Source organism: Neobacillus mesonae (assembly GCF_023715155.1).
Classification (GTDB): Bacteria; Bacillota; Bacilli; order Bacillales; family Cytobacillaceae; genus Neobacillus; species Neobacillus mesonae_A.
The window spans coordinates 116,080-129,327 of record NZ_JAMBNQ010000008.1 but is presented as its reverse complement, the minus strand read 5'-3'; the positions used below and the strand labels follow the sequence as shown (position 1 = coordinate 129,327).

Sequence of the window (13,248 nt, the reverse complement as noted above, 5' to 3'; positions counted from 1 at the left end):
GCGCCCTCAGAACATGTGGAGCTGGACCATTATCAAATGCGAAAAAACGTATAAATTTTCATATTTAAAAAGGACCCGGCGGGTCCTTTTTAATCTAAATCGACCAAAGTAGAAGGGTAGCTTCCAAGGAGATTAACACTGCACCCTAATGCTTCCATTTCAGCGATAGCTCCAGGAATCAGGACATCATCCAGCTTCATTTCTACATCGATAATGAAAAAATAATTGCCGATACCCGTTTTCATTGGTCTAGATTCAATTTTTGACAGGTTTATTTTTCTCCAGGCAAATGCTGACAGTACCTGATGAAGAGCACCTGCCTGGTCAGAAGGCAATGTTACCATCAATGTAGTTTTATAATGAGATGACCCGCTTAGTACCTGAAAATCAATACTTTTTTCTGATAAAACGACAAACCGGGTATGGTTATGATCAAAATCATGAATGTTCCTTTGAACAATGGCTGCCCCGTACTCCTCTGCAGCCAATTCATTCGCTATTGCCGCAGCATTAAGTTCCGGTGATTCCATAATCATTTTTACTGCAGCAGCCGTGGATGATACACTTTCGTAGGGAATACCTTTATATTGATTATGTAAAAATTTATGGCATTGCGCAATTGCATGAGAGTGACTGAATATTTTTTCGGCATCTTTCCATTTTTGTGCATTTTCAGGATGGACCATTAAATGCTGTTTAATTGGGATCGTAATTTGACCAATGATTGGAAGCTTTGCAACCCTTGTTAAATAATCAAGCGTTATGTTAACAGATCCTTCTAATGTGTTCTCCAGCGGCACAACCGCCAGTTCAACTTCATGGCTTAATACAGCATCCATACAACCTGGAATTGTCTGATAAGGAATATATTCAAATCCTTCAAATACCTTTTTGACTGCTAGTTCACTAAATGTTGCCTTTGGACCTAAATAACCTACCTTCACTTTTTCTTTCTCCCCCTCTTAAAACTCCTTAAGCTATGCGCCAGTACCCAATACCTCAACCTTCTCTACAAATTCCAGTTTTCTCAGCTCTGAAAGCAATGCCTCAAGCTCATTCTTCATGTCTGACGTGTTTAAAGACAGGGTCACATTCGCTCGACCTTGAAGCGGTATTGTTTGGTGAATTGTTAACACATTGCATCCAGATGCCGCAACTATCCCCAATAACTTTGATAAAGTCCCAGAGCGATCCTCCAAATGAAAAAACAAGGTAACTAAACGCTCCTTTTGGATGGCTGAAAACAGAAAGACAGTATCTCGATATTTATAAAAAGCACTCCTGCTTAATTCTACTTTTTGCGCCGCGTCCCAAATGGATTCTGCTTTCCCGCGTTCAAGCATTTCTTTGGCATCGAGTGTTTTTTTCATCGCTTCTGGCAGCACATCTTCACGGACTAAATAAAATTTCTTTTCAAAGTTATCCATTCTCATCTCTACCTTTTTGGAAACTTTTATCCCGCTTTATCGGGCAGTAAGCCCCCCCTTCAAGGCTTAGTGCAAGCAAGTGTAAGAGAGGGTAACTGCCGTATAAGCCCGATCGGTTCAACTAACAATCTGCAGGTAATGGTAAAGCCCTACTGATTGAAGTTTCACTTTATCCCCGGAAAAAGCCCCCTAATTCATAGGGGATTAGTCTATTCAATAAATTCAAATTCAAATTCCAAGAGCTTAACAATATCCCCGTTCTTGGCTCCCCTCTGCCTTAGGGCATCGTCAACTCCCATTCCGCGAAGCTGCCTTGAGAACCTCCTGACTGATTCATCGTGTGAAAAATCAGTCATCTTGAATAATTTTTCAAGCTTTTCCCCGGAAAGAACGAAGCTGCCATCTGGTTCTCTTGTAATGACGAATGGATCAGGACTTGCCTCATGTTTATAGAGGACACGGTTTATTCCTGCCTCCTCCTCCTCATGTTCAAGCGGGAATTCAGGTGTCTCTTCCAGCTTATCAGCAACAGTAAATAACAGTTCACGCAATCCCTTTCTGGTAATGGCTGAAATGGCCATAACCGGAAAGTCCTCCTGAAGCTGTTCCTTAAACTTTTTCAAATTTACTTCAGCATCCGGCATGTCCATTTTATTAGCCACAATAATTTGTGGACGCTCAGTCAAGCGTAAGTTGTATTCTTTTAATTCACGATTGATGGTTTGATAATCCTCAAACGGGTCGCGGCCTTCTGTAGCCGCCATATCAATGACGTGAACAATAACCCTGGTCCGTTCAATATGCCGCAAAAATTGATGGCCTAAGCCGACACCAGCGTGCGCCCCTTCAATCAATCCAGGCAGATCGGCCATAACAAAACTCCGTCCGTCTTCAGTCTCAACCATTCCAAGGTTTGGAACAATAGTGGTGAAATGATATTCTGCAATTTTTGGTTTTGCCGATGACACAACGGATAATAATGTGGACTTTCCGACGCTTGGAAATCCGACAAGCCCTACATCTGCCAACAGCTTTAATTCTAAAACGACATCGCGCTCCTGTCCCGGCTCGCCGTTTTCGGCAATTTCCGGTGCCGGATTGGCAGGTGTCGCAAATCTTGTATTCCCACGGCCCCCGCGGCCTCCTTTGGCAATAACGGCCTGCTGGCCATGCTCAACTAAATCTGCAATAACCTCTTTTGTTTCTGCATCCATTACCACTGTTCCAGGCGGAACCTTAACAATCATATCTTTGGCATTTCGGCCATGCTGATTTTTGGACATACCGTGTTCACCACGCGGTGCTTTAAAATGATGTTGATAACGAAAATCCATGAGAGTCCTCAGTCCCTCATCCACTTTAAAAACAACATTAGCACCCTTTCCGCCGTCTCCACCTGCAGGACCGCCTTTTGGTACATATTTTTCACGTCGGTAGGCGACCATACCATTGCCGCCATCCCCGCCTTTAACATAAATTTTTACTTGATCAACAAACATTTTTTAATAAATCCTCCCGTCGTGTATATAACTAATTGATGATTGCGACGAGAATCGCCTGGTTTTAGCCTTAAACAGCCGGCATAAAAACTTCTAAAGCGAGTTCGTTTTGCGAAAATTCCTTAACCGTTAAATCAAGCGGAATACGCTCTTCTGCAAGGAAAGTCTCAATCAGTTCTTTATTCCTTATTATCCCGCTAAAATCAAAAAAGAAACGGAGCCCATTCAATTGCGATTCAATTGTAATCGATAAATGATTTTCTTGAAAAGCCTCAATGGCGTTATGTAAACATAAAAAAAATTGCTTCGTCCAATTTGTTAAGATTTCATCATCAATTTTCACTGTTCCCTTTTCTACGAATACCTCATATTCAAGTTCAAACGAAGGATTCTCCCAATTCGTTTTTAACAGGAGTGAAACAAACCCCGGCATTGGCAAATTGGAGAGTTTCGTTTCATTTTGCGCCTCAATGATTATTTCATCAATAACCGCTTTTACACGGTCAATCCGGTTTAAATCAATATTTCCTTTTATAAGCTGCAGCTTATTCATCCAATCATGCCGCGAATGTCTAAGTACCTCAATTATATCCCATTGTTTCTCCATATGTCCGCTCCCAATGTCTTTGTCCGAAAAACTATTTGCTGTTAGTATATCAAAAAAACAACCATGCGTAAGCAATTTTCTATGTATAAAGGGAAAATGTCTATAGCTATGAAGAGTTTCTATGAAGATTCTCAGGCGGATTAAAAAAAAAAGAAAACCCCAGCCAACAAGGGCTAGAGTTTTATAAAGCTTAAGCTTCTTGAGCTACAGGATATACGCTGACTTTTTTGCGGTCACGGCCAAAACGTTCGAATTTTACAACGCCGTCAACTTTTGCAAATAATGTGTCATCTCCGCCGCGGCCAACGTTCTCACCTGGATAAATCTTTGTACCGCGTTGACGGTAAAGGATAGAACCGCCAGTTACGAATTGACCATCTGCACGCTTAGCACCAAGGCGCTTAGCGATAGAGTCACGTCCGTTCTTAGTAGAACCTACCCCTTTTTTAGATGCAAATAATTGAAGATCTAATTTTAATAGCATTTATTCCACCTCCTGCTTTTTGAAGGTAATCTTTATGTGTTTTCCGTAATCAATTTCAATCGTGCGCAAAGCAACAACCATACCCTCCAAAAGGAGCTGCACCTTCCTGCTGGTTTCCTCCGGCAGATTTCCCGGAATCACGCAGCGCAGAAGACCGGATTCATGATCAATGCCAGGTGTAACACCTGTTAACTCATGAACAGCGTTAACAGTACCGACCGATACGGCAGATACACCGGCACAGACAATATCCTTTCCCCGCCTTTCAAAAAAGGCATGTCCGCTTATTTCAAACGAATGAATTTCATCGGATTTCGTGCGATTAATCACTACATGAATCATCTATTTTCAACACCTTACGCGTTGATTTTTTCGATGACTACTTTAGTGTAAGGTTGACGATGACCTTGTTTTTTGTGGTAGTTTTTCTTTGCTTTGTACTTGAAAACAATGATTTTCTTTTGACGGCCTTGTTTTTCAACTTTAGCTGTAACAGTTGCGCCTTCAACAACAGGGCTGCCAACTTTTACAGTTTCTCCGCCTACGAAAAGAACCTTGTCAAAAGTAACAGTTTCGCCAGCTTCTGCATTTAATTTTTCAATGTAGATTGCTTGGCCTTCTTCCACTTTCAATTGCTTACCGCCAGTTTCGATAATTGCGTACATAACTGCACCTCCTTATAAACTCAGACTCGCCATTTGCAGGTGTTTTGCTTTAAAAAACAAAATCTTGCAACCTGGTATGTGCGGTTGTAGCACGGGTGCTACAAACAACATTAAAATCCTAACATAATTGGAACCTATGTGTCAATAACAAAAGCGTAAACGGCTTAATCATCCCTAGAGCATTAATCGTGGGAAGTTTCACCAGCCTTCACTAAAATCTCCTGTTCAGCCCCAAATTGTGCCAGGACATAATAATGTTCGATTGACGGAAGAATAGAAAAATAAATCTTAAAATGGAGAAGGTCTTCCAATGTTTCTTTATAAGTTTGATTAGGTCCTAGCAGCACTTCCTGAACTTCCTTCGTAGTTTCAACCAGAACAGCTTCATATTCGGAATGGCGGTGCTCTAAAAGTTCCCTTTCAAGGCGGAAAGCAATCGTCTCCGGACTCAAAATTCGGCCGGTGCCATGACAGACAGGGCATTTTGCCTGCATCGTTTCGGATATAGCCGCTTTGGTTCTTTTTCTTGTCAGCTGCATAATACCCAGCTTTGTCCATCCTACAATTTTTGTCCTTTTTTCATCCCTTGCCAATTCTTGTTCAATCGTTTTTTGGATCTTTTCTTTATCCTGTTCCTGTTTCATATCAATAAAATCAATTAATACGATGCCGCCGATATCACGCAGCCGGAGCTGACGAATAATTTCTTTAGCAGCAAGTTCATTTGTTTTGAATACTGTCTCCTGATAATCAGCTTTTCCAGAGTACTTTCCAGTATTCACATCAATGATTGTTAGTGCTTCCGTTTCATCAAAAATTAAATATGCCCCATTATCCAGCCAGACAACATGTTTTAGTGCCTTATCAATTTCGTGTTCCACTTTAAAGGCTGAAAAGACATTTTCTTTTCCATTATAATAGGTAACCTTTACATTTAGTGAGGTGTCCAGCTTTTTTTTTAATGATAAATCATCCACTATTACCTCACCCATATTCATTTTTGATGCTTCCTCTGCCACCATCTCACTAAATTGATCTTTTTGAAAAAGTAATCCTGGCTTTTTTATTTCACCAGTCTTTTGTTGGAGTTTATCATATTTCAGCCTTAAATGATTGAATTCATCTAGAATCACTGACTCTGCCGCATCCCCGCTTGAAGTTCGAAAAATAATTCCTTCTTGTTCAGCTTTCATATGGTTTCCAAGCAGCTTAAGCTCGTTCTTCTTTTCATCATCTGTAATCTTTTTTGAAACAGCCGTAAAATGCCCATTTGGTATGTAAATCAAATGTTTACCAGGAATTTCAATTATCCCTGTGACTTTTGGGCCTTTTGTACCGGTTGCATCCTTATCTACCTGCACAAGCATTCTCTCCCCCTGGTGAACAAAGGAAGAAATATTTTTTCCCTTTTCTTGAGAAGAAACAAAGGATGGAAGTACATTGCGATGCAAATAGGCATTTTTCCCAATGCCAATATCAATAAAAGCAGCGTTCATTCCAGGAAGCACCTTTGTTATTGTCCCCAAATAAATATTACCGACCAAAGAACGATGCTCTGGCCGGTCAAAAACAATTTTGTCTACATGCTTATTTCGAATAGAAGCAAATCTTTTTTCACGTGAAGCATAATTTACAATTAACCTTTCCAAACCTTACGTCCTCACTTTTTCTTTAGGTTGGTACCATTATATCTTTTCTAATATAAAAAGAGAAGGTCGCTGATTTTATCGGTCAGACGTTTTTCCGCAAAATAAGCGTGAAGCAATTCATTTTCATCCAATGTACCCTTTTTCTCCCCCTCTGCTTCAACTACAATTGGATGTTTACAGCCTCGTTGGAATTTTTCCAATACATGTATCAAAAGGTCATGCTCATTTGCCTGAATAGGTACTAATTCATCTGGATTGGATTTATTGCCATAATAGCGTTCCAATAAAAAACGCATGAAAATAAAGCGCCGCTGTTTCCATTCATGATAAATAGAAAAGAGCAAATAGCCAATGACGACCCAAACATTGATGTGCGCTGGTGCCGTCACCAGGATGATCAGCGAAAACAAAGCTATGCTGAGTAATGAAACGGTTAATGTAATCTGATGAGCCCGTGCAAAGGAATTTTTTAATGATAGCAATAAAAATACCAGCTTGCCTCCATCTAACGGCCAAACCGGAAAAAGATTAAACACTAGAATCATCAAATTGTATTGAACAAACATTTGATACAAATCATCTGGCATGATATTAAATGTCAAAAGGGCATAGGCCGCTGCCATCATCCAAACATGCTGCAGCGGCCCTGCCAGCACCACAATTGTTTCTTCTTTTAACGGGCGGTTTCCGTGTTCATCCATTTCAGCAACCCCGCCAAATGGCAAAAGAGTAATCTGTTTAATCCGCCACGAAAAAAAAGAAGCTGCGGCTGCATGCCCCATTTCATGGATAAAAATAATTCCGATTAAGAAACAAACTTCACGGAAATGTGCCGTTGCAATGGATAAGGCAATAATCAGCCACAGCAATGGATGGATGTGAACGAGACGCAATAATGAAAAAAACTTATTCAAAGCGTATCACCTTAACTGGATCAATAAAATTATCATCCTTTTTAACAGCAAAATAGTATTGACCCTTTGTTTTGTCATCACCAGCAGAATCTGTCACCGTTCCAACCACAGTTCTATTTTCGATATATTGATATAATTTCACTTTAATACTATCTAAATTACCATACCATGTTTCTGATCCATCCCCGTGCTGAACAATAACGGTTTTACCTAATCCCTCTTTAACCCCGGCAAATTGGACATAACCATCATTAATGACTTGAACCGGTGCGCCTTTTCCAGTTTCAATCATGATTCCCTGGCCATTCTTTTCAAAATTCTCAAGAATTCTCCCGGTCACAGGAATAGCGCCCATTTGCTCATCTGCCTTTTTAGTTTCTTTTTCATTCTCTGTGAATGGCAGCAATGCAAGCGGTTTGCCAAACTTATCCTCATACCATTTGGACACCGCGGCAAACTTAAATTCCTTGTCCATCGTTCCAGCAACAAAACTTTTTGCCGGCTCAAGTACTGGTATTTCCTGACGGAACATAATGGCAATCACTAAAAATAAAAGAATGGAGGCTAGTATTTTGAAAAAGAATACCTCCTTCTTAAATAGTGGATGTCCATCTTCTCCATCGGAAGGGGACAAATAGTTATAGCCATAACCATCGTCGTCACCAGGCCATAATAATTGGTGTTCTTGAACTTTTTCGGACGTTCCTTTTCCTTTCTTTCTTTTGGCAATTCGCCGCCGTATTTCATCTGCAGAAGACCGCGCCATACCCCATCAATCCTTTTTTAAGCATTTGTACAAGTCTATGTATAAAATGAAATGAGTATGACCTTTAGAATCTTTTTTTAAAAAAGGAACAAAAAGCCTGTCTACCCTTCTAAAAGGGGACAGGCTTTATTGTGTAAATCTTATCGCACACCAAAAAATTTCTTAAGTTTACTAAACATTCCTTTGTTTGCTTCTTCCAAAGGCTGAAGCGGGATGGATTCTCCAAGGATTCTTCTAGCAATATTACGGTAAGCAATAGATGCCTTGCTATTAGGATTTAAAGCAATCGGTTCCCCGTGGTTTGAAGCTCTAATCACCTCATCATCATCAGCTACTATACCAATTAAGCCAATGGACAAATGCTCGGTAATTTCATCTAAGTCAAGCATATCACCCGTCTTCATCATATGATTACGGATTCTGTTAACAATTAATTTTGGCGGTTCCATATGCTTTTCTTTTTCAAGGAGGCCAATGATTCTATCAGCATCACGTACGGCAGAAACCTCAGGTGTTGTAACCACAATCGCTTTGTCCGCCCCTGCTACTGCATTCTTGTACCCCTGTTCGATACCAGCAGGACAATCTATAATAATGTAATCATAATCTTGTTTTAATTCTTCCATCAACTTTTTCATTTGTTCGGAAGTTACGGCAGATTTGTCAACAGTCTGTGCTGCAGGCAATAAATATAATAATCCGTCAAAGCGCTTGTCTTTTACCAATGCCTGATGGATTTTACATCTGCCATCGACCACATCCACAAGATCATAGATAATTCTGTTTTCTAGCCCCATTACGACATCCAAGTTTCGAAGACCAATGTCTGTATCTACTAAGCATACTTTTTTGCCTTGGAGGGCGAGTGCTGTACCAATATTGGCGCTTGTTGTCGTTTTGCCGACGCCGCCCTTACCGGATGTGATTACGATTGCTTCTCCCACTTTAATGTCCCCCTTCTAATCTCGTTAAATTAGGTCTTATTTTAATTAATGCTTGTAATCTATCAATTTTAATTTGGCGGTTCTCATCTATGTAGGCACATTCCATCTCATGTTTATCCTCGGCTGGAACGAAATCTTGTGCTGGATGAAGGGAATCGTGAATTCGAATCTGTGAAGGCCTCATGTTGGAAGCAGCAATCACAGCCTGATTGTTTCCAAAACAGCCTGCATGTGCAATCCCTTTCAACGCTCCCATGACAAAAATATTCCCTCCTGCAACAACAGTGCCCCCTGGATTCACATCGCCAATCAGCAATAAATCACCTGAAACTTTTAAGACCTGGCCCGAGCGTACAATTTTTGAAACCGTTACAACCTCATTCTCAGCCCTTAACCGGTCTGCCTCTTCCTTTGTAAGAACATTTGAGACAATCGTGTCCACAACAAGGTTTTTCTTTTGACGGACTAACTCTTTTAATTCTTCGCGCTGTTCCTCGGTTAAATAACGGTTGCCTGCCTCTAATTTAACCGAGATTAAGTGACGCTCATCCTCAGTCCTGGTATTTGCTGAAAGTTTTAGGTCTAATTCTCTTTTTAATTCATCATAGGAACAGAGATCATCCAGAAGCAGAACAAGACCATCCTTTGTTCCTTTTATTGTAACATTCTGCCGTTTTTTCATGGAGAAAAATTCACCTCATAATATGAAAAGCGTAAGCGCCTCAGTCAGCCCCTGACAAACAAAAGCTATATAGTTCGAAAAATCTGCTCCCGCTCTTAGACTTTTCGAACAGAAGACTATTTGACTTCAAGGAGGCTGGGCTCTTGCGCTGTACAAATCCAAAGTAGAAAAATTTGTACTAGAAAAATAATTTTAAATATCAAAAGTCATTGATTTATCTACATCTTAGTTAAAATTCGACACAAACTCTTCATTTCCTTTTTTTCAGGGGATTATTCCCCCTTCAATCCTCCACCATATTTTTCAAAGAACCGTTTTAAAGGATAAATAAAGATGAGCAAAAACGCTGCATTAAGTATTAGGGTTGAGTAGAGACGTAAATTTAAGAAGTCGAGAAAATCAAGACTTGTTACGTGAATTAAATAATCCATTTCATACACGCCAATCTCCAGTAATGCAACTCCGATCATCGAGACAAAGAAGGCAACAATCATATTTGCCTGCAGAACATGCATAATTTTTGATATAAGATAAGCGACAAATGGAAAAAGAAAAAAATAAATACCGATAATTTCAATATATACAATATCAAAAATCAGGCCAAATACAGCCGCATAGATAATCCCCTGCTTTCGTCCAACAAAAATCGTTAACAACAACAATGATGAAAACAAAAAGCGCGGCGCCAAAATTCGATTTTGTCCGAAAAAGTCTGCAGGTAAAAATTGAACAAAAAGACTTTCAGCAATAAAAAGAAAAGCAAACAAAAGGGGAAGAAGGAATTTCTTCACAATTCCTCCTCCTTCCCGTTTGACATATCACTTTTAGCCGGTTGTGTCATCGTGCGTTTGATCACAATGACATTTTGGATATCATAAAAATCCGCCCCCGGTTTTACCAAAGCCATCTGATTTAATCCGTATTGATCGGTTTTCACATCCACGACCTTACCAATCATTAATCCTCCTGGGAAAACACCGCCAAGCCCAGAAGTTGTAACCTTTTGTCCTTTTTCAATCTTCGCTCCAGATGGGATGCTCTTGATTAACAGAACCTTTTCTTTGTCATCAAACCCCTGAACAAACCCATATACATTAGATTTTCCTTGAATAACGGCAGAGATCCGATTTTTTGGATCCAATGCACTTAAAAGCTGTACCGTTGAACTAAATTGATTGACGCTTTTCACCTTTCCAATCAGCCCATTTGCGGTAATGACAGCCATATTTTTTTTAATACCTTTTAAATTTCCTTTGTCAATAATAATCATTTCATGCCAACGATCAGGATTCCGGCCAATTACAGTGGCTGGCTGTGTTTCGTAATCCCTCAGGGTCTTCTTTTCACCGAGAATATCACGTAATTCACTATTGTCTTTTTTCAGCGCTTGAACTTCTGCTTCAAGATTGGCAATTTTATCAACCCGTGATTTTAATTCTTTATTCTCTTGATATGTATTTTGTAAGTCCTGAAGATTTTCAAAAAAGCCCGCAATATAGTTGGCAGGCTTGGACACCAGGGATTCAACCCAGCCGGCAGTATCTTTGACAAACTGCTCAGGCCAGGATAGTTTACTTCTCTCCCTTAAAGAAAACCCAATCAATGCCACGAGAACAATAATGCTGACAAGCAAAATGATCAGACGTTTATTCAAAAAGAACTGTGGCATGATAATACACCTCTATTTTCATTTACTGTCTAGTGTTTCCGCTTTTTATTTATCTGGATTCTTTCGCTTTATTTTTAAATAATTGAATATTATCTAAAGCTTTTCCGGTTCCGATTGCAACACAGTCAAGCGGATTTTCAGCAATGAGCACTGGCATTTTAGTCTCTTCACTGATGACTTTGTCCAAATTTCTTAGCAGTGCACCGCCTCCGGTTAAGACAATCCCGCGGTCCATAATATCTGCTGCAAGTTCCGGCGGAGTTTTTTCTAATGTATTTTTTACTGCCTCCACAATGGAGTACACCGTATCATTTAATGCACCTGCAATTTCTTTTGGCGTAATTTCAATCGTTTTTGGAAGACCTGTTAATAGGTCGCGGCCGCGAATCTCCATATTGTCGATTCCTTCAGGAACACCGGCAGAACCAATTTCCATCTTAATGGTTTCTGCTGTCCTGTCCCCGATTAATAAATTATAATTTTTCCTAATATACGAAATAACGGCCTCGTCCATCTCATCCCCAGCTACTCGAATAGACTGGCTGGTAACAATGCCGCCTAAAGAAATAATTGCAACCTCTGTTGTACCTCCGCCAATATCAACGACCATGCTGCCGGTTGGCTCCCAGACTGGGAGGTTTGCACCAATTGCTGCCGCAAACGGCTCTTCAATGGTATAGGCATCCTTCGCCCCCGCCTGCCTTGTAGCATCAATAACAGCTCTTTCCTCTACGGCTGTAATTCCTGATGGGACACAAACCATAATATATGGCTTTCCAGAGAAAGGACCCTTATTTTTCAGGGCCTGACGGATTAAATGTTTCATCATTGCTGCTGTCGTTTCGAAATCTGCAATCACTCCGTCCTTCATCGGCCTTAATGCCACCACGTTTCCCGGTGTCCGGCCAATCATGTTTTTTGCATCATTCCCTACAGCAACAATACTTTTTGTATCTGTCTGAAGTGCTACCACGGAAGGCTCACGCAAAATAATCCCTTTACCTTTAACATAAACAAGGGTATTAGCTGTACCCAAGTCAATTCCAAGATCTTTTGTTCCAATACCAAACATAATGTTGTATCTCCCTTTCTGAGACGAATTGCTTTAAAATAGGCAGGTAATAACCAAGTAAACATTTCTTAATTTTTAAAATAATAATAAGCTATTTCTAAAAACAATCCTAAAAAATCATAAACAATATTATATCGCAACGTCAAATAAAATCATAGGATTATATATATCCTTTTTCCTTCAAGCTGACAAACTTATTTTCCCCAATAATTAAATGGTCAAGTAAATCAATTCCAATAATTTTGCCGCATTCGACTAAACGCTTCGTGACCTCAATGTCCTCACGGCTTGGATCAGGGTTTCCGGAGGGATGATTATGGATAGCAATTAAAGAGGCAGCTGATCGTTTTAAAGCTTCTCGAAATACCTCCCTCGGATGGACAATCGAAGCATTAAGGCTGCCGATAAAAACTGTCTGCTTGTGAATGACCTGATTTTTCGTATTTAAGTACAAACAGACAAAATGCTCTTGTGTTAAAAAGCGCATATCGTTCATAACATAATTGGCTCCATCTTCTGGTGAACGAATCACATAACGGTCAGTAAAATTTAGGTTGGCAATCCTTCTTCCTATTTCAACTGCTGCAAGAATTTGAATTGCTTTAGCCAGTCCAATCCCTTTAATTTCAGTTATTTCCTCTAGTGTTGCAGATTTCAACTGACGTAATCCTTCAAAATGTGTCAGCAGACGGTTCGATAATTGCAATACTGACTCATCCTTAGTACCGTTCCTAAGCAAAATGGCAATTAGTTCATGATTTGACAGGCTTCCTGGACCATGTTGGATAAATCGTTCCCGCGGCCTTTCGTCCTGCGGAAAATCACGAATCATTAATGTTTTCGTTGACACATTCTTTTCCTCCCCTGGGC

At 40.1% G+C, this 13,248-nt stretch carries 16 protein-coding genes and 1 other annotated feature; all 16 genes read right to left on the bottom strand.

Features of this window, described 5'->3' with window-relative positions; all coding sequences use genetic code 11:
- Window positions 1-89: 89 nt before the first annotated feature.
- Window positions 90-944, bottom strand: a complete 855-nt coding sequence (gene pheA, locus M3183_RS09965) for a prephenate dehydratase (RefSeq protein WP_251469025.1) — start codon at window positions 942-944, stop codon at window positions 90-92.
- 33 nt (window positions 945-977) lie between these two features.
- The gene (locus M3183_RS09960) at window positions 978-1,433 is read right to left on the bottom strand and encodes an ACT domain-containing protein (protein WP_251469023.1); all 456 of its coding nucleotides are present in this window, start codon (window positions 1,431-1,433) and stop codon (window positions 978-980) included.
- 203 nt (window positions 1,434-1,636) lie between these two features.
- Window positions 1,637-2,926 carry a GTPase ObgE gene (gene obgE / locus M3183_RS09955; protein WP_251469021.1) on the bottom strand — a complete coding sequence of 430 codons (1,290 nt, stop codon included), beginning with the start codon at window positions 2,924-2,926 and terminating at the stop codon, window positions 1,637-1,639.
- A gap of 70 nt (window positions 2,927-2,996) precedes the next feature.
- Window positions 2,997-3,533, bottom strand: coding sequence for a Spo0B C-terminal domain-containing protein (locus M3183_RS09950; protein ID WP_251469019.1), 537 nt, complete (start codon window positions 3,531-3,533; stop codon window positions 2,997-2,999).
- A 190-nt stretch (window positions 3,534-3,723) separates the two neighbouring features.
- Window positions 3,724-4,017 (bottom strand): 50S ribosomal protein L27, encoded by a 294-nt coding sequence (rpmA, locus tag M3183_RS09945; RefSeq protein WP_191269736.1) that lies wholly within the window; start codon window positions 4,015-4,017, stop codon window positions 3,724-3,726.
- The gene (locus M3183_RS09940; RefSeq protein ID WP_251469017.1) at window positions 4,018-4,359 is read right to left on the bottom strand and encodes a ribosomal-processing cysteine protease Prp; all 342 of its coding nucleotides are present in this window, start codon (window positions 4,357-4,359) and stop codon (window positions 4,018-4,020) included. It abuts the gene before it with no gap.
- A gap of 14 nt (window positions 4,360-4,373) precedes the next feature.
- The gene (gene rplU / locus M3183_RS09935; protein ID WP_251469014.1) at window positions 4,374-4,682 is read right to left on the bottom strand and encodes a 50S ribosomal protein L21; all 309 of its coding nucleotides are present in this window, start codon (window positions 4,680-4,682) and stop codon (window positions 4,374-4,376) included.
- Between the two features lie 12 nt (window positions 4,683-4,694).
- Window positions 4,695-4,778, bottom strand: a sequence feature (ribosomal protein L21 leader region).
- An 86-nt stretch (window positions 4,779-4,864) separates the two neighbouring features.
- Window positions 4,865-6,331: an Rne/Rng family ribonuclease gene (locus M3183_RS09930; RefSeq protein WP_251469012.1), complete on the bottom strand. Its 1,467-nt coding sequence runs from the start codon at window positions 6,329-6,331 to the stop codon at window positions 4,865-4,867.
- A 47-nt stretch (window positions 6,332-6,378) separates the two neighbouring features.
- Window positions 6,379-7,245 carry a M50 family metallopeptidase gene (locus M3183_RS09925; protein WP_251469010.1) on the bottom strand — a complete coding sequence of 289 codons (867 nt, stop codon included), beginning with the start codon at window positions 7,243-7,245 and terminating at the stop codon, window positions 6,379-6,381.
- The gene (locus M3183_RS09920) at window positions 7,238-8,011 is read right to left on the bottom strand and encodes a M23 family metallopeptidase (protein ID WP_251469007.1); all 774 of its coding nucleotides are present in this window, start codon (window positions 8,009-8,011) and stop codon (window positions 7,238-7,240) included. The genes M3183_RS09925 and M3183_RS09920 overlap by 8 nt, the downstream gene beginning before the upstream one ends.
- Before the next feature lie 140 nt (window positions 8,012-8,151).
- Window positions 8,152-8,955, bottom strand: coding sequence for a septum site-determining protein MinD (gene minD / locus M3183_RS09915; protein ID WP_251469004.1), 804 nt, complete (start codon window positions 8,953-8,955; stop codon window positions 8,152-8,154).
- A gap of 1 nt (window position 8,956) precedes the next feature.
- Window positions 8,957-9,637, bottom strand: a complete 681-nt coding sequence (minC, locus tag M3183_RS09910) for a septum site-determining protein MinC (RefSeq protein WP_251469002.1) — start codon at window positions 9,635-9,637, stop codon at window positions 8,957-8,959.
- Between the two features lie 272 nt (window positions 9,638-9,909).
- Window positions 9,910-10,428, bottom strand: a complete 519-nt coding sequence (mreD, locus tag M3183_RS09905; protein ID WP_251469001.1) for a rod shape-determining protein MreD — start codon at window positions 10,426-10,428, stop codon at window positions 9,910-9,912.
- Complete coding sequence (gene mreC / locus M3183_RS09900; RefSeq protein ID WP_251468998.1) at window positions 10,425-11,306, bottom strand: rod shape-determining protein MreC; 882 nt, start codon at window positions 11,304-11,306, stop codon at window positions 10,425-10,427. Before mreC ends, mreD begins: the two co-directional genes overlap by 4 nt.
- Window positions 11,307-11,355: 49 nt before the next feature.
- On the bottom strand, window positions 11,356-12,378 hold the full coding sequence (locus M3183_RS09895; protein WP_251468996.1) for a rod shape-determining protein: 1,023 nt from the start codon (window positions 12,376-12,378) through the stop codon (window positions 11,356-11,358).
- Window positions 12,379-12,538: 160 nt separating this feature from the next.
- Window positions 12,539-13,228, bottom strand: coding sequence for a RadC family protein (radC, locus tag M3183_RS09890; protein WP_311315357.1), 690 nt, complete (start codon window positions 13,226-13,228; stop codon window positions 12,539-12,541).
- Between the last annotated feature and the right edge of the window lie 20 nt (window positions 13,229-13,248).